Source organism: Pseudoalteromonas sp. Hal040 (assembly GCF_037162425.1).
In the GTDB taxonomy this organism is placed as follows: domain Bacteria; phylum Pseudomonadota; class Gammaproteobacteria; order Enterobacterales; family Alteromonadaceae; genus Pseudoalteromonas; species Pseudoalteromonas gelatinilytica.
The window spans coordinates 2,390,304-2,413,162 of the sequence record NZ_JARLUU010000001.1; the positions used below are offsets into that span (position 1 = coordinate 2,390,304).

Here is a 22,859-nt window from a genome sequence, read left to right on the forward strand (position 1 = left end):
TTTCGTTTCACCCAATTTTAACTCTTCAAACTTAAGGTTCTTCAACGCAAATAAATTAAGGCTTTGTGAGCGTGTAAACACCCCTCCTCAGTCCACATCTGAAAATACTCAGGCTCAAGCTGCCCATCAAACTCTGGCATAAATTCACTCGAGAAATTAAAAGCCAACCCTTCTTCATCTTCATGAACCAGCGTCATCAGCATGCCAGCTTTAGAATGTAAGCCTCGATTAAATTCATTATCAACCCAGCTATCAACAGCGATGTCCGTTGCTAATAATATACTTAATACAAGCCCTGTTATTGCTATCGAAAGAGTAACAACCAACTTACTGCGAATTGATTTCATTATTTTCCTTGAATGATATAACCAAAACCACGCTTAGTTTGAATAGGTAACTCGCCACCTGCTGCCCTCACCTTTTTACGCGCCGATGATAAATGTGCTTCAATGGAGTTTTTTGAAACTAAGTCATATTGCCCAGCAATATAGGTACTTAACTTTTCAGCTGTGATCACTTTGTTTTGATTACTAAACAAGCACTCGACTATTTTATATTCGTTAGGGGTTAAATCGATAACGGTCTCGTTAACTTGCAAAAGTTTTAATTGTAAGTTTAAAGCCAAGTTATCAATACGGATCACATCACTGATTGTTTTCAAGCCGCCGCGACGCATTAAATTTAATAACCTTGCATGCAGCTCATCAAACGAAAATGGTTTGGTCAGGTAATCATCGGCCCCGGTGAGTAGCCCTTTCACTCTATCTTCTGGTTCTTGCTTGGCAGATAAAATAAGCACTCGCACGTCGAGCCGTTTTGCTCTTATGGTTTGTAATAACGTAATGCCATCAATACTGGGTAACATAATGTCGAGTATGATTAATTCGTACTCACCTGTCATTGCCATACTCAACCCTTCAGCGCCATCGCCGGTTTCATCAATAGTAAAACCTAGATTCTCAAGGCCAATTCGTAGACTACGTCTTAATGACACCGAATCTTCTATAATCAACAATTTCATATGTTACTCATTTAGGTAAAAACCGCTTTAGCGTCATCAGGTTACGCTTTGAATCTTAAGATTCACTTAAGATTTACTGAAGTTTTTCTAGTTTAGAAAATATTAAGATTACCATAAGGATTTCTTAAGTTTCGACTTCTAGTATTGCCGTAGTTTCGATTAAGTAAGTACAACTATGACAGCAAAACTCTCTGTTTTAAAACCTTTGTTCCGTTTTTCATTAATTTTAATGTCAGTATTTATACTGTCGAGAATAGCCTTGCTTGTATGGCAACATCAAAGGTTAGCTGATGGCGATAGCCTAGCCGTTTTATTGGGCGGCTTAAGAGTCGACTTAAGCAGCTTAGGCTACTTGTTAGCCTTGGCTGTTTTAATGTTACTCGCTCATGTGCTTTTGCGCAGAAAAACTGCTTTTTTTCAGCATGTTTTCACTCTTTATAGCAGCATAGTTGTGACTTTAATCGTGGTTGTTGAGGCTTCGACTCCCGCGTTTATTACCCAGTACGATGTACGACCAAATCGTTTATTTGTCGAATACCTAGACTACCCTCAAGAAGTCTTTTCTATGCTATTACATGGCCACCTATTTGCCATGATAAGCACCTTAATTATTGCAACGCTTAGTTGTGTGTTTGCGTATCGTTTTATAAGTGCAGCATTTAGCAAGCAGCAAAATGCTAAAACGGTTAGCCAAGTGGTGATACTCGTTACGACTTTATTAGTTTGCTTAATTAGCGCAAGAGGCACTGTCAGCCATCGCCCGTTAAACCCTGCATTAGTGTACTTTTCAAGTGACTCACTGATTAACTCCTTAGCCCTTAATTCAACTTACAGTGTTGCATTTGCTATTAAGAATATGAGCAATGAAAAAAATGCCAGTAGTTTATACGGTACCATGCCACGTGATGAGATTTTACAAACAGTAAAGCAAGCAGCCTATAAACAGCAGTTTATCACTGAGAGTATTCCTACCCTTGCCAACAACACACCATTTAACACAGGCAAACAAAAGAATTTAGTGATCATTTTAGAAGAAAGCTTAGGCGCACGCTTTGTTGGCGAACTAGGTGGCATTGGTGTGACTCCTGAACTAGATAAGCTTTATCAACAAGGCTGGGGGTTTGATAACTTATATGCCACTGGCACACGCTCAGTTCGCGGTATCGAAGCGGTAACAACTGGGTTTACCCCATCACCTTCGCGCTCGGTGGTCAAACTTTCTAAATCTCAGCGTAACTTTTTCTCACTTGCTGACGTATTAACCCGCACAGGCTATACCACCCAGTTTATTTATGGCGGTGAAAGTCATTTCGATAATATGAAAAGCTTTTTCTTAGGGAATGGCTTTAACGATATTGTAGATATTAATGACATGCAAAACCCTGAGTTTATTTCGTCGTGGGGAGCAAGCGACGAAGACTTGTTCAATCAAGCTGATATAGAGCTAAGTGAGCTAAATAAATCGGGCAAACCATTTTTCAGCCTTGTGTTTACCTCAAGTAACCACGATCCATTCGATATTCCAGAAGGTAAAGTAACACTGCCTGAAGGCCACGACCCAGAAAACTACAAACGTGATCTAGCAATCAAATATGCTGATTATGCTCTTGGTAAATTCATCGAGAAGGCAAAAACGCAAGATTACTGGCAAGACACCGTCTTTTTAGTGGTTGCAGATCATGATGTGCGCGTGTTTGGTTCAGAGCCTGTGCCGCTTAAATCATTCCATATCCCTGCTGTGATCCTAAATAGTGATATGGATGCAAAGCGCGATACTCGCTTAGTCAGCCAAATTGATTTACCTGTTACTTTGTTGTCGTTATTAGGCGTTGAGCAAGCAACCCCTATGCTTGGTTATGATTTAACTCAACAATACCCTGTTGAGCGCGCCATGATGCAGTACTACGACAACTTTGCTTACGTAGAAAATGGTGAAGCCGTGATCCTGATGCCAAACCAAAAAGTGAGCTATTGGCGCTATGACCCTGCAAGTAAAACGCAAGTAGCCATCGATAACACAGATAGCAGCGTTGAGCTTGCCAAAAAAGCATTAGCGCACGTCTTATTTAGCAATTTAGCTTATACCGAACAGTTGTATCGCTTACCAAATAAATCGTAGCGATGAGGAATGATTATGAGCATGCAAATTAAACAACTCCTTACTAAAAAATGGCACGTTAGCTACAGCCAATTTGTCTGGCTAGTGTCGTTGTACTTGGTTATTGCATTTAATGGCCTGTTTTTATTTAACATGCTTGAAGCAGCCAGCAAACCTGAACATGTCAATTGGTTATTTATAACAAGCGTACCGTTTTTCTTATTAGCACTGACGGCAATGGTGTTAAGTTGGTTATCGCTAATCACCTTTGTTAAACCGGTACTTTTAACAAGCATCGTGGTTTCATCATTGTTGTTTTATGCAACCTTAAATTACGGTGTTATCTTTGATAAAAGCATGCTGCAAAATATCTTAGAAACAAATTCAGGCGAGGCATTTTCATACCTTAATGTACAAGTTATCGCTTTTATTACTGTGCTAGGCGTACTGCCTGCTTACTTGTTTTCTCGCTTTAAAATTGTCGGAAACTTTCGTGTTCGTCTTAAAAGCTTTGCGCTTCTTAACGTTACAGCGTTCATTGCTGTAGCTGTTATTGCCGTTCCTTTTTATAAAGATTACGCCTCCGTAGGACGTAATAATCGCCAATTAACCAGCTACATTACCCCTTTTGCATTTTATACTGCGGGCTATAAGTACCTGCGCGATAATTATTTTTATCCACCTTTACCATTTAAAGTCTTAGATAAAACACCGCACCTATTAGCTAAGCAACAAAGTTCACTGACGATTATGGTGGTAGGTGAAACTGCCCGTGCAGCAAATTTCTCACTGCAAGGTTACGACAAGCCAACTAATCAATATACCCCTAAACTTGGCGTTAAATATTTCAGTGATGTTAGTTCATGTGGCACCGCAACGGCCATTTCTGTACCTTGTATGTTCTCGCGCTTAGATCACAATCACTATGATTCGCGCATCGCGCAAAGCCAAGAAAATGCCCTAGATATCATTCAACGAAGTGGTGTCGAAGTAACGTGGATTGATAACAATAGCAGCTGTAAAGGGGTTTGTGTGCGGGTAAACTCACAAACTGTAGAACCAACAAAGAGCAACCCACTTTGTGACGGACGCTATTGCTTTGATGAAGTACTGGTTGAAGAGTTAGCTGCAAAGCTTGCCAAAAGTGATGCGAAACACCAACTAGTGGTGTTACATATGATTGGTTCACATGGGCCAACCTACTATCGCCGCTATCCAGAAAAAGACAGTAAATTTTTGCCTGATTGCCCACGTAGCGATATCCAAAATTGTAGCAGTGAGCAACTCACAAACACCTATGATAATACCATTGCTTATACCGACCTAGTGCTCAGTAAACTTATTAATTTACTGCAAAACAGTCAGGCGGATGACAAAGCCCTGCTGTATGTTTCTGATCACGGTGAATCACTAGGTGAAAAAGGTCTGTACTTACATGGCTTCCCGTATGCGTTAGCGCCTAAAGAGCAAACCCAAGTGCCTATGCTGTTTTGGAGTAATAAACTAGCCGATACCCGCTTTAATCAATGTATCGAACAGCAGCGTAACCATGCTTTTTCGCACGATAACATTTTTGACACCTTACTTGGCTTAACCCATGTACAAAGCACTGAATATCACCCAGAGCAAGATATCTTTAATGCTTGCTCAACACAAAGCTAACGAAATAGAGATTTCATACTATGCAATTTGATAGCACTAACAAGCCCATTGGCATTAAACGTATTCGCCTCGCATTCAAAAACTCCCAACGTGCATTCACGTGGTTAGCAAAGCATGAGTCTGCTTTTAAACAAGAGCTGATTCTGTTGGTGCTTGCCATAGCAGTGGTTTTTGTTTGGCAGATTAGCCTGTATGAGAAAATTATGCTGCTTATATCAGTGCTATTTGTGATGTTTGCTGAAGTCGTCAATACGGCAATTGAAGCCGCCATAGACCGAATAGGCCTTGAAATTCATCCATTATCAGGCCTAGCTAAAGACTTAGGATCCGCAGCCGTACTGATTGCTTTAACGATTTGTGCGTTGGTATGGGGCGGCGTGTTTGTTAATAACCTAAGCTAACTCGCTTTTTTATCATCAGGGGTGTCATTACAAAGTGCACAGTGGCGCCCTTTTGATGAATGATATAAACGGGTTGCGATAAAAATGGCCGTGGCAATAAAAGACCAAAGCAACGCAAAACCTAACGCGCTGAGCGTCTCGTGACCTTTTAGAATTTCCACCATAAATAACAAAATAGCCACCAGCGTAAAAACTTTAGCGGCTCTTAGTATCCAGAACTTTGTACCCACGACTTACTCCTTTAAATGAGACTCCTTAGAACGAGACTCCTTTGAAAGAATCAGTATAGTACAAAATAAGAAAAACAGCCTAAAAACCTGAAGCAGGCTCAGACAATATCTGTACATTATTTTTAAATACCTCTAAAAGCCCCGGCGGTGAGTGCTCAGTACCAAGCACGGTAACATGACAGACATAACGATAACCGTTGTTAGTAAAGGTATAAAAATGATTCCCCCCACTGCCATCAAAACTTAATGTGCCACCTGTGATCACTAGGCTTGGCTCATCTTTCATAGCTTGATCAATCCCCCATGCTGCATAGCGGAATTGATTATCAGCCAGTTCATCGATACGAATTAAATGCTGTTTAGTTTGCCACGTTAGTATCGGCTTTGTGAATTCACGGAGGCTTTTGTGTAATGCTTGTTTTTGCTCGTCAATCAATGCTTCGCGTCTTGCTTTTTCTGCCTCTGATTCATAAGACACAGCCCAAATGGAGCCATCAAAGTCTAACCACAATTTGCCTGAATCAAACATAATGCCACGCCACCCCATCATTTCCCAATCATGGCGAACATTTGAGTTCACGATTTTTTCGACAAACTCTTTATCAAAAATTTGCTCAAAGTTTTCTATAAGCATTTGCTCATTTTCAATAGCTTGCAGTGGTGCTTTGCGCTGCAGTGGATAATGCACTCGCTTGGCAATGGCAGCTTTGTCACCCGCCTTAAATGCCGCAACCACAGGTTTGACGATATTTAGGTGCTTTGTTGCGGCAAGACCACTGAATGCTATCAACAAAAGAAATAGATAAACGCTGTACTTAAAAATCTCATTAATTACTCGACCACCAAATCAAACACAACATTGACACTTGCTCTAAAGGTAATCGACTCTTGTAAATACTTACCTTCTGGGACTGTATTAATACGTGAGCCCGTGACCATAATTCGTTCAATATTTGAATTACTACCATAGCCAAAGTGACTACCTACTTCTTGTGATTGAATACTATACACCCGACCAAGTTTCGCTTCGAATGCGCTAGCGAGGCGACTTCCTTGCTGTTTGGCATTCGCTACTGCTTTATCAAGAGCAGCTTGCTCGTAACCTGAGGCTTTGGTTGATAAAAGTTGAATTTGCTCGATTTGATTGACGCCCACTTTAAGCGCAAAATTTAAAAATCCGTCCAAAAGGGAGAGTTTTTTAAGGCTGACTTTGACCTTTCGCGTGGCTCGAAAACCATCTTTAACTTGATTATCATTTTCGTCATAACGCATGTTCGGCTCTACGAAAATTCGACCCGCAGAGATACTTTTTTCGTCTATAGAGAAATTATTTAAGCCCGCAAGGAGTTCATTTACTTGCGCATCAACTTGCTGCTTAGCCTGCACGCTTTCAGCTTTAACAGCTTCAAACTCTAACGTGATATCAGCCCTGTCGGGGGCAGTACGCACAACAGCCTCACCTTTAACAACAATATGGCGATTATCCGGCAGACTTGTTGCAGCCATCGCAGAACTGCTACATAAAACCAGTAACAACAAAGATTTAAGCATCATAACCTCTCCTTAGAAAAAAGTTATGATGCCTTGCTACAGCAGGAAAGTATAGTAATGCATACTTTCTTTCGATGTAAAAAAGCGAGTGATGATAACTCACCACTCGCTCACTCATCGAAGTTAAGATGATAGGAAATAAACGCTAATTGGCTTTAACTAGCCATCGCATTGTCGACGTAATCTTCGACCATATCAGCAAAATCTTGGTCAACAATACCCAGCTCTGCAAAGCACTGCTCTTTAATTTTAAACCACTCGCTCGAATACTGCTGTTGACGCGCATAATCAACAGCACTCTCCGCGCATTTTAAAATGGCATACGCCATACGTTGTTGTTCATCATTGTTTTGCTCTAAAAAGTGCGTGTTGTGATGATTTAAAATAACATGACAAAGTGGCTTTGGAAGGTGCCATGATACAGAGATAAAATAACCAATCACCGCATGGTCGCACTGATAACGAGCCTGTTCTAGGTCGGTGATAGCCAGCTCTTTAGCTAGATTTGCTTGCTTAAGAACATCAACATAATCTCTGAATTTTAATGCCATTGCAGCAATACCGACATTATGGAAAAGCCCTAATGAATAAAGCTCGTCCACTGGCATTAATGACTTATAACTGTTTCCTAGCAGTACACAGGCATTTGCAACTTCAACCGACTCATCCCAAAAGCGCTCTAAGCTAATACAGGCATTACCTTTAAAATTTTGCTTAAGCAAGGCCAAGGTTACTAGCCGATTAAGCTGATCTAACCCTAAAAACATCGCCGCTTGGCGTATATCACTAATGGTGCGTTGTAAGCCAAACACCGGGCTATTTATAGTTTTTAATAATAAGGCCGACAGGCTAATGTCTCTTGAAATCAAATTGGCTATTTTATCTAAGCTTGCATCCGACTTTTGCATTTCATCGGCAATTTGGCTCAATAATTCAGGTTTTGGTGGAATATGAAAACCGCGTTCAAGCGAAACTAGGCGTTGTTCATCTAAGTTGATCATTTGCCCAAGAGCCTCCGTTAATAAGCAACGAGCAATTTAATAGTTTAGATGTGTAAAATAACCTAGGAACTTTGCCTTAGTATTGTTTGAGATCAATGTGTTGCGAAGAAAGGAAGATTAATTATTGAAGAGCTAACACGGCATATTATGACACGTTGCTATTATATGCCGTCTTTTTGAGGATTTGCTTAGTGAGCAAGTACGCTAAGCCACTCATCTGGGTTTGCTAAAATGAACTCAAATACATCGTTGTTATTTAAAGTAATACGAATTCCATCTGCTGTAATTGGTAGAATACCCGCGCCTTTTCCTGAACACTTATCAACTTTATTGATGTGCGCTCGTGAAAGTGTGTACGGACCTAAGCCTAACTCTTTATTAAACGGTTCAAAAACAATGTCTTGTTCCGTAACTAAAAGCTTACCATCCGCTTTTGCGACACCTGATTGAATAGTTGCTGCTGATTCTTTGACTGTGTGTGCGTGCATATCCTTTACTCCAATTAACAGATGAGTGTTAACTTACACTCAATGAAACCTTAAAATTTCGTACCAACATAAGATATACCACGTACAAAAAAAGTACAGTGTAATTAGTTAATTTAAACTTCATTTTACAAAACTTAAAGCTCAACATTTAAACGGCTTAGAACATCATTCATTGCGTTAATCAACGCAGCATTTTTTTCTGAATTCAATGCATCTGGATGTGGGTTAGCAAAAGCACCAATATCATTATCAAAGTAACGGCCTGTCACGCCTGTAAATTGATCATCTAATGCTGCTTTAAGCAAAATATCAGCTCCGATGTTTAAGTCTTTTCCTTCAGAGCCGTAGGCCTCTTTTACCATCTTGCTACCTAAAAATGAGGCTGGATTAACCGCAATCAACGAAGTAGCATGTGTTCCCCATTGTTTTGCTAACTCAAAACTCCACATAGTCAGTGCTAATTTACTTTGTGCATAGGCTGCACTATCTGATAATACTTGCAGGCCTTTAATTGCAGCTAACGCAACCGGGGCTTGTGCCGCAGAAGATAAGTTCACCACTCGGCTATGTTCATTCATAACCTCAAGCAACGCGTTTGTTAAAACATATGGCGCGATTGTGTTAACTAAAAACCGTACATCATAGCCATGTTCATCAAGGTTGTTTGGCGCTTTATAGACACCTGCATTATTAATTAAAACATCGAGCTGTGTGTATTTCGCTTTAACTTTTTCTGCTAACTCAAGTACCTGTGACATTTGTGATAAATCAGCCAAGAAAGTATCAATGTTGGCGCCAGAAAAACTTGCTTCAATAACCTCTTTAGCATGCTGTAATTTACTTTCGCTACGGCCATGGAGCAGAACGGTATGCCCTAAAGCAACCAGCTTTTTCGCCGTTTCGAAGCCAATACCATCAGTTGCGCCTGTTAATAAGATTGTTTTACTCATGTAATTTTCCTTTCAATGCCCGTACCACTAATCAAAGCAAACAATCATGCTTGTCATTTAATAAAGGTGATAATTAACGCTGATTTTTATGTCAACAAACCAAACCTAAAGTTTTTAAATCAGCGTAATCCAACTGATTAAAGCTTAATGCTTTGGATATCCCGAATAAATGACGTATAAGAAGAATCAGAATTCTGATTTTGGAGATAATAGATGGACACTAACTGTATTAAGTTATTTGTACTAGCCGCTGAGACACTCAATATAAGTGCCGCAGGACAGCAATTAGGCCTAACTCCATCCGTCGCCAGTGCCTGGTTAGCCAAGTTAGAAATGCAAGTCGGTGCTGATTTATTTCACCGTACTACCAGAAAAGTAACACTCTCCATTGCTGGGGTTGAGTTTTTACCTTACGCCAAAGAAATCCTTGCTCAGCAAGAAGCTGCACTAGCGGCGCTAGGACAAGGGAATTCAAATGTCAGTGGAACACTCAGATTTGCTGCATCAAGTACCTTCGCACAACGCTATATTATGCCTATATTGCCTGAGTTTTTAGACCGCTACCCTGATATAAATCTAGAGCTTATGCTCTCGGATAGCCAAGTTAAATTAATTGAAGGTGGGTATGATCTCGCACTAAGAAATCTTGCGGTTGAAGATAGTAGTTTAATTGGCAGACGCCTTGCCAATGATACCCGCGTATTATGTGCATCTGCTGAGTACCTTGCTCAATATGGAACTCCAACCACCCCAGAGCAACTCAACCAACATCGGTTACTCGTATTTATGAATACCAAACCCCGTAGGTTAATTAACACAAAAAACAAAGGTGATTTTAGTTTTCCACCAGAAAAAGGTAAGCCGCGAATTTTATGTGATGATGGGGCAAGTATGCGCATTGGGGCAAAAGCGGGTGTTGGTATATGTATGAGCTCACTTTGGAGTATTCATACCGAATTGCAAGAAGGCTCTTTAGTGAGGGTGTTACCTGACTATAAAATTGATGATAACAGCGCTGTTTGGCTCGTCTATCCAAAATCAAATGTACTGACAGCAAAAATTCGTGTGCTTATCGATTTCTTAGTTGAAAAAATAGGTGATTCTCCTATTTGGGAAGCGCCATAAACGCAATATCACAACACCAATTATATTCAAAAACAAAAAACTGATTCGCAATTAAGCTACTTTATCGTACAGTTCAACTTAATTAAGCTTGCCTCAATCACCATGCTCCGCTAAAGAGGCAAACCAAATGAATACTCATGAAAATGTAAAAACAACCAGTTCACTTGCCCAAGCACGTGCCCTAACGCTGCCACCTAGAGAAGCTATTTTGCAAAGAGCACCTTCTGTTAAACAATTTTGGCACAGCAATGCTAAGTTACTTGAATCGGCATGGCAGGAGTGGCAAAAAGAGGAATCTGGTTCAGTTTTTGAGCCAAGCATTCAGTTAGTAGATGAGCAATTATCAAAGGCCGTAGAGCAAGCTTGGCAAAATCCTAACCAAGAAGTTGCCGTAAAAAATCTTTGGCACGAAGTTGCGCCTGGCGTATTTAAAGCACAACTTTTTAACCCCGCACGTATTGAAGAGCTGCGATATTATTTAGACGCCTTAGCAAAAACAGGAATCGCCACCAGAGCCCCGTTTGGTACTGTTTATAATCGTCGAGGCGCGATGCTTGATCCTCGCTCAGAGGGCTATTTAGCAGCACCAGGCTTCCAAGCTTTTTATAATCAACTGCTTGATGACTATATGCGGCCAATTGCACGATTACTCATGCCAGAAATACACGGCTTCGATAGTCAAACATTTGGCTTCTCAATCGAATATCAAGCTGGCATGGATACGTCTTTGCAACCACATACTGATGCCAGTGCTGCAACATTGAACATTAATATCAATTTGCCAGAAGAACAGTATGAAGGCTCTGAAGTCGATTTTTATGACCCAATCACTAAGCACGTAAAACGCTTAAGATTTGAGCCTGGTGAAGCGATGTTGCACCGAGGTAGTGTGCCCCATGCTGCACAACCTATCACTAAAGGAACGCGTAATAACATGGTGTTGTGGCTATATGGTGAGAAAATGCAAATTCCTGTATTCAATAACGTTATTGAGCCTAAAACGGCAGTTGAAAGGTGGACAAAGCCGAATAGCAAAAAAGACAAATTTGCCCCATTTTAATACCCTACCAATTTCAGGGGCTTTTTGTAAAAAAGCCCCTGAAAGCTTTAGCACTGTGTTATGTGAACAAAAAAACACTGCTATGCTTAAATTAACAACAGATAGGTGCGGTAAACTGATGACAAAAGCGTTGCAGCAAACTAAAAACAAGTTAAAAATGAATGCAATTATAGTGATTGCATTATTAACGTCGCTCACTGTTACCTCATTATTCTTTTACAAAAATGTCGACTCACAATGGCATGACTATTCAAAAACCGCCGCTAACGTTTATGTACTTCACGACAAGCTAATACAAAAACTCGGTTATGGTGGCTTTATTCATCATTTTAAAAACCTAGTGCTCAGAAAAAATACAGAGCTGTATCTTCCACCCATTGAAAATGAACTCATCGAAATAAAAGAGATTCTTGCCAAGCTTAGCGCAATAAAAGAATACGATCAGACTGCGCTTACTAACGTTAAAAAAACAGTCAGTGAGTATGAAGACAAACTCGATATTGTTTTAAGAATGATAGCTAACGACGCGACTAGTGAGCAGATAGATACCACTGTAAAAGTAGATGATACAGAAGCATTGAAGGCACTTGCTGCGTTCGAGCGACATGTAAACTTAATGCTTAAAGATAAAAGCATCGCCATTGATGAAAACTTCCAAATTGCTTACATCGTGCATGTGTTAACAATCATATTGCTCACTAGCATATTGCTTATTTATTTTAGAAAGCTCTCAAACTCTTATAAACAACAAATTGAGCTTACTGAGCGAGCTTTAGAGGGCGCGAGAATAAAATCAGAATTTTTAGCCAATATGAGTCATGAAATACGCACCCCACTTAATGGCATTATGGGGCTTTTACAAATTTTGCAGCCAAACATTCAAAAACCGAAAAATATAGAAGTTGTGTCTAAGGCGCTGTTTTCTTGTCGATCACTCCTTACTATCATCAACGATATTTTAGACTTTTCGAAAATGGAAGCGAACGAGCTTTCAATTGAACAGGTGGACTTTTCAATGTCGAAGGTCGTTGAGTCGATCAATTCTGATTTTCTGCCACTTTGTAACGAAAAAGCAATCGAACTAAACATAGATATAGACGATGACGTTGAAGATTTATGGATAGGAGACCCAGTTCGAGTTCGACAAATTATTTTAAACCTGGTTTCTAACGCCGTTAAATTTACCGAGCAAGGTGGCGTGCAAGTAAAAATTAATAAATCTTCGCAAAGCCAAAAACAAGGTGTTGAGATAGAAGTGATTGATACCGGCATTGGTATGAACAAAGAAGGTTTAATGCATCTGTTTAACCGTTTTCAGCAAGCCGATAACAGTATAACACGGCGTTTTGGCGGGACTGGATTAGGAATGTCGATCACCGCGAATCTTATTAACCGCATGAATGGCAGTATTGATGTAGACAGCGCGCTCGGTAAAGGCACCCATTTCACCGTTTTTTTACCGCTCAGAGTATCTGAAAAGCAGCACTTAAATGATAGCTTTACCGATGTAACCGCACCTGACTTATCGGCTAAAACAATACTAATTGCTGAAGATAACCCACTCAACACCATGATCATCAAGTCAATGCTTGCAGAAACCAACGCAGACCTTCATTTTGCAAAAGATGGCGCTGAAGCAGTCGAGCTATTTAAACAACTCAACCCCATTTTAGTTTTGATGGATATACAAATGCCAACAATGGGGGGAATCGAAGCCTGCTCACATATTCGGAGTGTTGATAAAGAGGTGCCTGTTATTGCTTTAACTGCCAACGTCATGAAAGAAAATATCATCGAATACATGAACTGTGGTTTTAATAGCCACGTAGGCAAACCCATTGAAAAGCATTTACTATTTAAAGCGCTGCATGATGTGATTGCGGTTAGCCGTGACGAGCTCATAGATTAGCTCTCCCAAAGCAAGATTTAATTTCACTTAACTTTCAATGAGTTGCAACTTCACTTCAGCGTCCCCCTTCAGACTCAGGATTGTGCAATTTTCATCCTATATTGATTGACTTGGCTAAAAAGATCCCTCATAGTCGAAAAAATCATCAGTACACATTAGACCAAATTATAAAACCAAGTAGCAACTAACATGCTATCAACAAAAATGTGGAGGAGATGCGTTATGAACCGTAAGTCAAAATTAATCTACCGTATTATGTTGGCCTCTAAGCTTCATAGCCGTAATAAAGAGATATCACTCGATAAACTAAAACAAGGCTGCTGCCTGAGTGACTCTGAATTACTAACCATTATAAAAGAGCTAGAAATTAAAAAACTGATCAGCTGGGATGCCAATAAATCTACTTTTATGCTTTCAGCCTAGCTCGGCATATTTAAACGACAGCTTAGCTTTTTCTTGCTGTCGTTTAACATACCACCACCCTATTTAATCCTTTAAGTATTTAACCCCATCCAACTCTAACCAAGCCTTATATAAACAACTTAATCGATTATGTAAGCATACTGTGAATACGTATGCATATAATTGTAAATATTAGGTCAGGGTATATATTTAACCGAAATGTTGTTTTTTCATTCAACAACTTTATTCGACAACAAGGCCTAATATGAATTCATTGCTAACCAAAAGCTTGCTTATTTTATTGCTAAGCCTCATTACTGCATGTACACACACTAAAACTACAAACGCTGCCTATGAGCCCAAATCCTACGTAAAAATAACTCATCCTGAGTGGTCAAAAAATGCGGTGATGTATCAATTAAATACGCGTCAATTCACTAAACAAGGCACCTTTAATTCGGCACAACAGCAATTGCCACGCTTGAAAGAATTAGGTGTTGATATTATTTGGCTTATGCCAATAAACCCGATTGGTGAAGAGAACCGAAAAGGTAGTTTAGGCAGCCCTTATTCTGTAAAAGATTACCGTAAAGTAAACCCAGAGTTTGGCACATTAGAAGACCTCAAAGCCTTTGTGAACAAAGCCCATGATATGGGAATGTATGTCATTTTAGATTGGGTAGCAAACCACAGTGCTTGGGATAACTGGCTTCGATATGAACACCCCGATTGGTACGACCGAGACTACAAAGGCCAATTTAGACCGACACCATGGTGGGATTGGTCTGACATTATTGATTTTGATTATTCAAAACCTGCACTACGTGAATATATGACAGAATCGATGAAATACTGGGTAAAAGAAGTCGGTATTGATGGCTATCGCTGTGATGTGGCAGGCTTTGTACCGGTAGATTTTTGGAATAACGTCCGCCGTGAGCTTGATAACATAAAGCCTGTTTTAATGCTGGCTGAATGGGAGTCTCGCGATTTACATGCCGAAGCCTTTGATATGACTTACGCGTGGTCATGGTCTGAGCACATGCATAAAATCGTAAATGGTCATGCTGATGTCAGCGCCCTCTTCGTTTATTACTCATGGAACGAAAGTGCATTCCCAGCCGAGGCTTACCGCCTTGTGGGTGTTGCCAACCATGACACTAATGCATGGGAAGGCACCATGTTCGAAAACTATGGCGATGCACTTGAAGCCGTTATTGCATTATCTGTCGTTGGCGAAGGCTTTCCGATGATATACAACGGCCAAGAAGCGGGTAACGATAAACGCCTCGCTTTTTTCGAACGAGACCCAATTAAATGGCAAAAGCACCCTATCGGTGACTTATACCAATCATTATTTACACTCAAACATAATAATGAAGCACTGTGGAATGGCCAATTTGGCGGCCGTATGTTGCATGTGCCAAACACTGCACCTAAGCAGGTGCTTAGCTTTGTTCGTGCAAAAGGCAACGATAAAGTATTTGCCGTATTCAACCTATCAAAAGAGCCTCAAACAGTTAGCTTTAAAGAGCCATTGTTTTTGGGTAAGTACACAGATGCTTTCTCAAAACAGGCAATGGAATTTACTCAAACAACAAAACTCACAATTCCTGCATGGGGATTTAGAGTGTTTGTAAAATAGTGTTAGAAGCCAAGGAGCTATAGTTAATTGTAATTACAAAGACATTATTCAGACAGGGTAATAAATCTGCGTAATTTAACTAGAACATAAAAGACTGTATCGAAAGCGTGTTTTAAAAAGAGATAGATATGAAGAAAGTCACCCAAATAGAATTTTGGGTGGCAGTCTTACCAGCCGCATCTCGGCACACACGTCACACGCTGTGGCTGCTCCCTTCCGGGCCTGACCAGGTTCACCTGCTAGTGTTGCGAGAGGACCAATAAGACTACCATTGAGGGCCTTGTTTGGCGCGGGAGGGATTATCTCTACTTTTAGCCTGTTATTCAAGGGGTATTCGAAAAAGAAAGTGCGATTGCATACTTGGTATACAATCGCACTGTCATTAAGGGGGTTATTGCTTACTTTTCAAGTTCAGCTTTAATGTTGCGCGACGCAGCTTTTACTTTTTTCATATTTTCTGGACCCATACGCAGCAATTGTTTTTGCGCATCAGGTAGGTTTTCCCACTCAGAGTAAGCATATTGATACGTAACTGAGTTACGAATAAGCGGCATATCACCTTTTGGCTCAGGTGTATCAATCAGTACGTCAATCGCCTCTTCTAGCGTGCCTGTGAATGCATCACCTTCGTAGCCAATTTCTGAATAAGCTTCGTTGATAAGTGGTTTGTATTCATCATACATACGAATAACTTGAGCAGCGCTTAGGCTAGTAAACAGTTTTACGTAAGGTGTATAGCGCTCATAGCTATTTGGGTCGATTGTTAAGATATCGCCCTCAATAACTTTAAACGACTCTTTAGGGCGCTCAACTGGCGCATGGCTTAATGCCACTTTACCTTTTGCGATATTATCAACATACACAACACCACGACGAATAAGGTCATCGGTCACCATTAAGCTCATCACTTGATCGCTTAGTAATTCATCCATACGCGCAACAACAACTTCATCGCTTTCATTTAACGTTGGTAGTGGCTCAACTTCTGGAACTGGCTCTGGAGTTCGCTCTGGTGCAGTATCCACTACAACAGGTTTTGGCTCAGGCTCTGTCACTTCCGGTTCTGGTTCAGACTCAGGCTCTTGATACTCAACAACTGGCGCTTGTTCGGTAACAATATCTTCAACAACTTGCACTGGTTTATCTTCAGGCTTCAATAAAATAAACGCTGCCACACCAGCAACAAGGATAAGCACAACCACCGCAAAAATCAGGTTGTTATTTGATGAACCCTTTTGTACTTCAGGTTCTGACGAATGCTCTGACATAGACACTCCCTTAAAAATAAAACAGATAAAAACACGAAAAAACCATTTAGCCTTGAGCTAATCTTTGCTTCTTCTAGCTTAAAGACTTACAGTTGATAAATAAAGTAAAGACGCACAAGTATTTAAATGCAACCATGAGCAGTAAGTTAAAAAAAACACAGCACTCTAAAATCGCTTTATTACTAACAGGTGGTGGCGCGCGAGCGGCTTATCAAGTTGGTGTGCTTAAAGCGATTACGCAAAGCATGCCTCGCACAGCACCACTGCCCTTTACTATTATTAATGGGACATCAGCTGGCGCAATTAATTCCGCTGCATTAGCATGTTATGCATCGTGTGCGCATTTAGCATGCAAAAAACTTGAATGGGTGTGGAAAAACTTTTCGACTTCTCAGGTTTATAAAAGCGACTTTTTAAGTGTGTTTTTGCATATTACTCGCAACATGCTCACGAGCTTTCAATCTGAACATATTAATCACCCACCAGCGAGTTTGCTGAACAATAAACCGTCGCGAAAACTGCTGCACGAAATACTCGATTTATCGCGTATCGAACGAAATCTACATAAAAACTACCTAGATGCAGTATCGATTACTGCTTCGAGCTATACCACGGGTGACTCTGTGGCCTTTTTTCAGTCACTTACACAAAAGCCGTGGCGCAGAGCAAAACGTGAGGGGCAAGCAACCCGCATTAATGTTGAGCACTTAATGGCATCGAGCGCTATTCCCATGGTGTTTCCGAGCGTGAATGTTTATAACCACTATTTTGGCGATGGCTCTATTCACCAACTTTCACCACTGAGTCCGTCGGTTCACTTAGGTGCAGAAAAAATCTTTATCATTGGTGTGGATGAGCCAAAAGAATTGCACCCACCGGGTTATCAGCCTCATTACCCGGGCCTTTCTAATATTGCTGGTCACTTACTCGATAGCGTCTTTACCGACACGCTACAGTCTGATCTAGAGCGCTTACAGCGTATCAATCGCACGCTGAGCCTTTTACCTGCCCGCGACAAACACCAAGAGTTAAAACAAATCGAAACTTGCGTGATCAACCCATCGCAAAACTTTAATGCAATTGCTGCTCAGTTTTATGATGACATGCCAATGGCAATCAAACTGTTATTACGTATGATCGGTGTGAAAAAACGTTCGCAATCGAGTTTAACTAGCTACTTACTGTTTGAAAAACGTTATACCCAAAAGCTTATAGAAATTGGTTACCAAGACGGCCTCAAAAAATTACCTGAAATTCGTAAATTTTTAGAGCTGGAGTAACTTATTGTTACTCCATACCATCGAGTAAAAACCGTTCGACCCGCTCTACTCGCCGGGGTTTACCTTGCAGCACTAAAATGTCGCCTGCCAATAAAATGGTTTGTGATGAAGGCGCGTCAATTTCGCGGTCTTGTCGGCGCGACGCTCTTACCGACACACGGCGCTGCTCAAGCTTAAGCTCACTAATTTTCTGATTTACCGCATAAGCATGCTCAGGCAGTGCTATAACATGTAAATACTCAAGCCTGTCTGAACTTGCCTCTTCGCCATCAAGTTTATCGCCAGTGAAAAAGCCATTTAAAAACTTATAACGGTTGCGCCGCTCTTTACTTACACGGCGAATGATCCTTGTCATCGGCACGCCAGACATATACAGCACATGTGAAACCAACATTAAACTTGCTTCAAGGGTTTCTGGCACCACCTCAGTCACGCCGAGTTCTTTGAGGGTTTCAAGTTCAGTATCATCACGCATTCGTACCAGTATTTTTACCTTGGGCGAAATTTGTTTAATCGCATCAACAACTATTTGCGTTTGTTCAAAATCAGTAAAGGTAATAATGACTAGCCTTGCCCGCTCTACGCCCGCTGACTTTAAAATATCTTTTTGATTCACATGGCCAAATATAACCGGTTCGCCAGCCGCTTTTGCTTCTTGCAATAAGATTGGGTTGCTCTCAACGGCGACGTATTCGATTGCTTCTGGCTTTAAAAAGCGCGCAACTGTTTGCCCAACCCGTGAAAAACCACAAATAACGACATGATTTTGATACAAGGGACTACTAGTAGCAGGCTGTTGCCAATACTGCCCGGCATGACTCAAAAGGCCGAGTTTTTTAAGAATAAGCGGTGTTTTTTCGATAAGATAAGGCGTTAGCGCCATTGAAAGTACGCCAACTGCAATTAAAAATGAAGCTTGCTCTGAACTTATTAACAAATGTTGCGAAGCAAGTGCTATTAACACAAAACCAAATTCTCCCATTTGCCAAAGCATAATACCCGCAGATACTGCATCTTGCTTACGCTCACCCATCACTTGCGCAGAAATCGCGAGCACCGCAATTTTAAATAGCAATAAGCCAATTAATACCGCGATGATCCAGTACCAACTATTAAGTACATAAAGCACATCTAGCTGCATACCGACAGTCACAAAGAATAGCCCCATTAATATGTCGCGAAACGGTCTAATATCGGCTTCTAGTTGGTGACGATAATGACTTTCACCTAACATCATGCCGGCTAAAAAAGCGCCTAACGCCATTGATAAGCCAAATAGGTAGGTCAAGCCTGCAGCAAACAAGGCAACCAATAAAGTCGTTAGCATAAATAGCTCATCGGTTCTTACCAGCGCTATTTCACTAAACACTTTAGGCAAAATCCATTTACCTATGCCAAACAGTAAGATACACACTAAAGCGCCTTTAGTAAGTGCAAAAGCTAGTGCACCGGCAATTTCTTCAGAGCCACTTTGAGCCAGTAAAGGATAGACAATGAGTAAAGGGACAACTGCAATATCTTGAAATAGCAATACCCCTATTGCCAACTGGCCGCGGCGCTGGTTTAAATCTCCAGATTCTTTAAGTAACTTAACCACCACCGCCGTTGAAGAAAGCGCCATTAAACTGGCAATGGTAAAGCTATTTAAAAGGCTGTGCTCTAACAGCAGTAAAATCAGCATAAATACAATACTGGTCACCACGACCTGTAAGGAGCCAAGGCCGAACACAATATTTCGCATTGCCATTAAACGCGGCAATGAAAACTCAAGCCCTAAGCTAAACAGTAAAAATACAATGCCAAGCTCGGCAACAAAGTGCATTTCGTGGCTTTGCGCCATCCAGCCAATACCATGGCTCCCCGCCAACACGCCTGTGGCAAGATAAGCAAGAATAGGTGGTAAACCAATTCGTTTGAAGAACCAAACAAATAATACGGCAGCGACGAGCAAGCCAAACACTTGAATCAGCACATTTTGCAAGCAATAAACTCCCTTCTACTTGATGATAAAGCTGTACCCTCCCTTAAATATAGCAACCATCTGTTTTTCAGCCAGTTTAAAAATGTGGCACAAATCTCGCTAAGTATGAGTATCTAAACACTCCGGGGGAGAATTATCATGGAAAATGTCCATATTTTGACGCGACGGGTGTCTGCGCGAGGCGAGTTTCTGCCGTTTTCGGCAGAGCATTACCGAATAAATGAAACAAATAGTCCACACGATTTGGTTGCAAGGTTACAAACTACCTTATCAATCGAAGAAATTTTGACAATTTTTGCCGAACACGCAAAACAACTGATCAATTTATCTGGATTACAGTTCCAATCTGCACTCGGAGTGTCACAAAGTGCTGGCAGCGATACCAGTCAAACACCGTACTCTTTTGATTTAGATATCGAAAGTGAACGCTTAGGGCAGTTAATTTATTTTAGCCAGTTCCCTATGGGTAAAGCGATTGAAGCAAAATTAAAGCTACTTCATACAGCACTCGTTTACCCATTGCGTAATGCGCTTATGTACACCCGCGTATTACGTTTAGCGACTAAAGATGCTTTAACCGGCTTAAACAACCGTAGTCAATTTAATGACAGCTTGGCGCAAAAGTTAGAACGTTGCCGCCGTCAGCATCGTCCATTTAGTTTAATGCTGCTTGATTTAGATAATTTTAAACAAGTAAACGACAACTTTGGTCATAAAATTGGCGATGATGTACTGCAAGAATTTGCTAATGTATTACGTACTAGTGTGCGTGGCACTGACTCAATTTTCCGCTTTGGTGGAGATGAGTTTGCATTATTAATCGACGACCCTGAATTCACCACAAATAAGGTGATTGCTGATCGCATTATGAGATTGGTTGCTAGCTCAGGGTTGATGTCTCAATATGATGTAACATCAAGCATTGGTTATACACTCGCCAATAACCAAGACTGCGAAAACGAAGTGTTTGCCCGTGCTGACAAGGGCCTTTATAAGGCAAAAGCAGCAGGAAGAAATTGCGCAAGAGCTTACTAATTGAGTAAAAGCCTAGCATCCCCCGCTAGGCTTTTTTGTTTATATATTTATAACCAAGTAATACTAACCAAAAACCAGCGAAGAAGCCGCTTAACAAGTAAAGCAAGGCAGCCATGGTGGTAAGGGGTGATACCATCACTAATGCCAAAGGCGTTAGCACGCCCAATATAAAGAAAATACCGCCTTTACCTGACCAATAACCTAGTAGCAATAACGAGCAAACAAGGCCGCCAGCAAGCGCATAAAAAAGTGTGTTTATTGTCAGCTCTGCATAAGCAAAACCAGCAATAACAGCCACTAACATCGACAGCAAAAAGCCAAGTGGTGCTTTATTAACTAGTGATAAACCAACATGTGGTTGTTCACTCATAAAGTGTCTCCCAAAGAATTCCATCATCAACACTGTGCTGCTCACTAACAAAGTAGCCAACAACTTGCACAAGTTGATCGTTATAAAAAATAAGTGGTGTCTGCGCACGTAACCAAGGAGCTACTTTGGCATCTTTAAACCAATGCTTTAAAGTGTTTGAACCAGGTTTATGCAAAGGTTTTATACGCGCTTGTGGCCTATTAAATTCAACCCGTACCTGCTCATCCTGCCGTGGCTTTCTAATACCCTTGCCCTGTTTCACGGCTAGCGTTCGGCCATCTGTCAGTCCAATGCTCTGCAAAGTTATATCCATCGCCTCAGGTATTGCCTGCTCTTTCACAAAGTACCAATGCTGCTGATGGCGACGAACATCACCGCTTTGCAGACAAATTTTTAGCTGGGCATCGGCTTTTGCCGTTAAACCTTGCTCAATAATTTGCTGTAGCTGATTTTCTGAAGGCAGTTGATGGGTAAACTGATTCAGCCACGCACGTACGAGGTTTGCTTGTCTGGGCTTACTAAACCCCGCAATTGCCTCGCAGTTTAAACCCCCTGCTTATTTTGACAGTGTGTAAGGTCGCTTTGCGTATATTCATCGAGCAGTGATTGCTGCTTTTGTAACAGCCGAATACTGCGCGATGCGCTTTTTTCAAACCCTGGAAAACGCTCCGTTAAAATAGGCAGAACCTGATGACGTAAAAAATTGCGGTCAAAGCGTTCATCAACATTTGAATCATCAGTGATATGGGTAATAGAAAATTCATCGGCAAACTGTTCAATTTGCTCACGAGTGATATTAATCAGCGGTCTAAAACATAATCGCCCAGACGCTAATAATCGCGTTTGTGGCATTGATGCTAAGCCTTGCAAGCCAGAGCCTCGCTTTAGCCGAAGTAAGAAAGTCTCAAGTTGATCATTTAAGTGCTGACCAAGCAGTATTACACTACCTGACATACCGTTTTCGTCGAGTGCTTGGTATCTTGCCTCTCTTGCTTGCGCCTCAAGTGAAGTTCGCGAGCGCTGATGAATTTCAACGTGCACAGCTTTAAATGCTACATCGAGTTCTTCACATAGCGATTGGCAAAATCCTTGCCATTCAGAGGCATGCTTACTCAAACCATGATTAACATACACAGCTTCAAGCTTAAGTTCAGAGTGCTGCTGTTGAGCTTGCTTCATTAAATGTAATAACACTACCGAGTCAACACCACCCGATAAGGCAACACTAAAGCGGCTGTGCTGAGCGGTCAGCAAAGGCTGTAGTTGTGCTAAAAAATGGTGAAATAAATCTGATGTTTGCATTAAAAACCAATGGGTATACAAGCGTCTGTGTTATCGGCATTATAAAACAAAAAAAGCCGCAAAAGCGGCTTTTTTCATTT

Annotated in this window: 21 protein-coding genes, 1 other RNA gene and 1 pseudogene; 10 read left to right on the top strand and 13 right to left on the bottom strand. The window is 41.0% G+C overall.

The window, feature by feature from the left end; genetic code table 11:
• Positions 1-41: 41 nt before the first annotated feature.
• Complete coding sequence (locus P4S60_RS11065) at positions 42-347, bottom strand: hypothetical protein (RefSeq protein WP_337115991.1); 306 nt, start codon at positions 345-347, stop codon at positions 42-44.
• Positions 347-1,021, bottom strand: coding sequence for a response regulator transcription factor (locus P4S60_RS11070; protein ID WP_337115992.1), 675 nt, complete (start codon positions 1,019-1,021; stop codon positions 347-349). Before P4S60_RS11070 ends, P4S60_RS11065 begins: the two co-directional genes overlap by 1 nt.
• A 175-nt stretch (positions 1,022-1,196) precedes the next feature.
• On the opposite strand from P4S60_RS11070, the gene P4S60_RS11075 reads away from it, so the two are divergent.
• From P4S60_RS11075 to P4S60_RS11085, 3 genes are read left to right on the top strand one after another with little or no spacing between them, the layout of a single operon-like run.
• Positions 1,197-3,140, top strand: coding sequence for an LTA synthase family protein (locus P4S60_RS11075; RefSeq protein ID WP_337115993.1), 1,944 nt, complete (start codon positions 1,197-1,199; stop codon positions 3,138-3,140).
• Positions 3,141-3,155: 15 nt separating this feature from the next.
• On the top strand, positions 3,156-4,781 hold the full coding sequence (locus P4S60_RS11080) for a phosphoethanolamine transferase (protein WP_337115994.1): 1,626 nt from the start codon (positions 3,156-3,158) through the stop codon (positions 4,779-4,781).
• A 20-nt stretch (positions 4,782-4,801) separates the two neighbouring features.
• Entirely contained in the window at positions 4,802-5,182 is a 381-nt protein-coding gene (locus tag P4S60_RS11085; protein WP_337115995.1) for a diacylglycerol kinase, read from the top strand.
• On the opposite strand, the gene P4S60_RS11090 is transcribed toward P4S60_RS11085, so the two are convergent.
• The 6 genes from P4S60_RS11090 to P4S60_RS11115 all read right to left on the bottom strand — a co-directional run bounded on the left by P4S60_RS11090 (position 5,179) and on the right by P4S60_RS11115 (position 9,402).
• The gene (locus P4S60_RS11090; protein WP_063706903.1) at positions 5,179-5,412 is read right to left on the bottom strand and encodes a hypothetical protein; all 234 of its coding nucleotides are present in this window, start codon (positions 5,410-5,412) and stop codon (positions 5,179-5,181) included. The genes P4S60_RS11085 and P4S60_RS11090 overlap by 4 nt on opposite strands.
• Before the next feature lie 79 nt (positions 5,413-5,491).
• Complete coding sequence (locus P4S60_RS11095; protein ID WP_337115996.1) at positions 5,492-6,205, bottom strand: hypothetical protein; 714 nt, start codon at positions 6,203-6,205, stop codon at positions 5,492-5,494.
• Positions 6,206-6,243: 38 nt separating this feature from the next.
• Positions 6,244-6,966: an SIMPL domain-containing protein gene (locus tag P4S60_RS11100; RefSeq protein ID WP_337115997.1), complete on the bottom strand. Its 723-nt coding sequence runs from the start codon at positions 6,964-6,966 to the stop codon at positions 6,244-6,246.
• Between the two features lie 152 nt (positions 6,967-7,118).
• Complete coding sequence (locus P4S60_RS11105; RefSeq protein WP_337115998.1) at positions 7,119-7,964, bottom strand: HDOD domain-containing protein; 846 nt, start codon at positions 7,962-7,964, stop codon at positions 7,119-7,121.
• Between the two features lie 188 nt (positions 7,965-8,152).
• Entirely contained in the window at positions 8,153-8,452 is a 300-nt protein-coding gene (locus P4S60_RS11110) for a hypothetical protein (RefSeq protein WP_337115999.1), read from the bottom strand.
• A gap of 134 nt (positions 8,453-8,586) precedes the next feature.
• Positions 8,587-9,402: an SDR family NAD(P)-dependent oxidoreductase gene (locus P4S60_RS11115; RefSeq protein WP_337116000.1), complete on the bottom strand. Its 816-nt coding sequence runs from the start codon at positions 9,400-9,402 to the stop codon at positions 8,587-8,589.
• A 213-nt stretch (positions 9,403-9,615) separates the two neighbouring features.
• On the opposite strand from P4S60_RS11115, the gene P4S60_RS11120 reads away from it, so the two are divergent.
• From P4S60_RS11120 to P4S60_RS11140, 5 genes are all read left to right on the top strand, one after another.
• Complete coding sequence (locus P4S60_RS11120; RefSeq protein ID WP_337116001.1) at positions 9,616-10,527, top strand: LysR family transcriptional regulator; 912 nt, start codon at positions 9,616-9,618, stop codon at positions 10,525-10,527.
• Between the two features lie 127 nt (positions 10,528-10,654).
• Positions 10,655-11,587 (top strand): 2OG-Fe(II) oxygenase, encoded by a 933-nt coding sequence (locus P4S60_RS11125; protein ID WP_337116002.1) that lies wholly within the window; start codon positions 10,655-10,657, stop codon positions 11,585-11,587.
• Between the two features lie 118 nt (positions 11,588-11,705).
• Positions 11,706-13,496, top strand: coding sequence for an ATP-binding protein (locus tag P4S60_RS11130; RefSeq protein ID WP_337116003.1), 1,791 nt, complete (start codon positions 11,706-11,708; stop codon positions 13,494-13,496).
• 222 nt (positions 13,497-13,718) lie between these two features.
• Positions 13,719-13,919 (top strand): hypothetical protein, encoded by a 201-nt coding sequence (locus P4S60_RS11135; RefSeq protein WP_337116004.1) that lies wholly within the window; start codon positions 13,719-13,721, stop codon positions 13,917-13,919.
• 244 nt (positions 13,920-14,163) lie between these two features.
• Complete coding sequence (locus tag P4S60_RS11140) at positions 14,164-15,543, top strand: alpha-amylase family glycosyl hydrolase (protein ID WP_337116005.1); 1,380 nt, start codon at positions 14,164-14,166, stop codon at positions 15,541-15,543.
• 165 nt (positions 15,544-15,708) lie between these two features.
• Here P4S60_RS11140 and ffs read toward each other — a convergent pair.
• Positions 15,709-15,805: signal recognition particle sRNA small type (gene ffs, locus P4S60_RS11145), an RNA gene on the bottom strand.
• A gap of 136 nt (positions 15,806-15,941) precedes the next feature.
• Complete coding sequence (locus P4S60_RS11150) at positions 15,942-16,811, bottom strand: DUF3014 domain-containing protein (protein WP_337116006.1); 870 nt, start codon at positions 16,809-16,811, stop codon at positions 15,942-15,944.
• A 134-nt stretch (positions 16,812-16,945) separates the two neighbouring features.
• Here P4S60_RS11150 and P4S60_RS11155 point away from each other — a divergent pair, with 134 nt between their 5' ends.
• Positions 16,946-18,091 carry a patatin-like phospholipase family protein gene (locus P4S60_RS11155; protein ID WP_337116007.1) on the top strand — a complete coding sequence of 382 codons (1,146 nt, stop codon included), beginning with the start codon at positions 16,946-16,948 and terminating at the stop codon, positions 18,089-18,091.
• 7 nt (positions 18,092-18,098) lie between these two features.
• On the opposite strand, the gene P4S60_RS11160 is transcribed toward P4S60_RS11155, so the two are convergent.
• The gene (locus tag P4S60_RS11160) at positions 18,099-20,072 is read right to left on the bottom strand and encodes a monovalent cation:proton antiporter-2 (CPA2) family protein (protein ID WP_337116008.1); all 1,974 of its coding nucleotides are present in this window, start codon (positions 20,070-20,072) and stop codon (positions 18,099-18,101) included.
• Between the two features lie 138 nt (positions 20,073-20,210).
• On the opposite strand from P4S60_RS11160, the gene P4S60_RS11165 reads away from it, so the two are divergent.
• On the top strand, positions 20,211-21,107 hold the full coding sequence (locus P4S60_RS11165) for a GGDEF domain-containing protein (RefSeq protein WP_337116009.1): 897 nt from the start codon (positions 20,211-20,213) through the stop codon (positions 21,105-21,107).
• Between the two features lie 25 nt (positions 21,108-21,132).
• On the opposite strand, the gene P4S60_RS11170 is transcribed toward P4S60_RS11165, so the two are convergent.
• Together P4S60_RS11170 and tilS are read right to left on the bottom strand one after the other, a co-directional pair.
• On the bottom strand, positions 21,133-21,477 hold the full coding sequence (locus tag P4S60_RS11170) for a hypothetical protein (protein WP_337116010.1): 345 nt from the start codon (positions 21,475-21,477) through the stop codon (positions 21,133-21,135).
• Positions 21,470-22,779 (bottom strand): annotated as a pseudogene (gene tilS, locus P4S60_RS11175) (tRNA lysidine(34) synthetase TilS). The gene P4S60_RS11170 and the pseudogene tilS overlap by 8 nt, the downstream one beginning before the upstream one ends.
• Positions 22,780-22,859 lie beyond the last annotated feature (80 nt).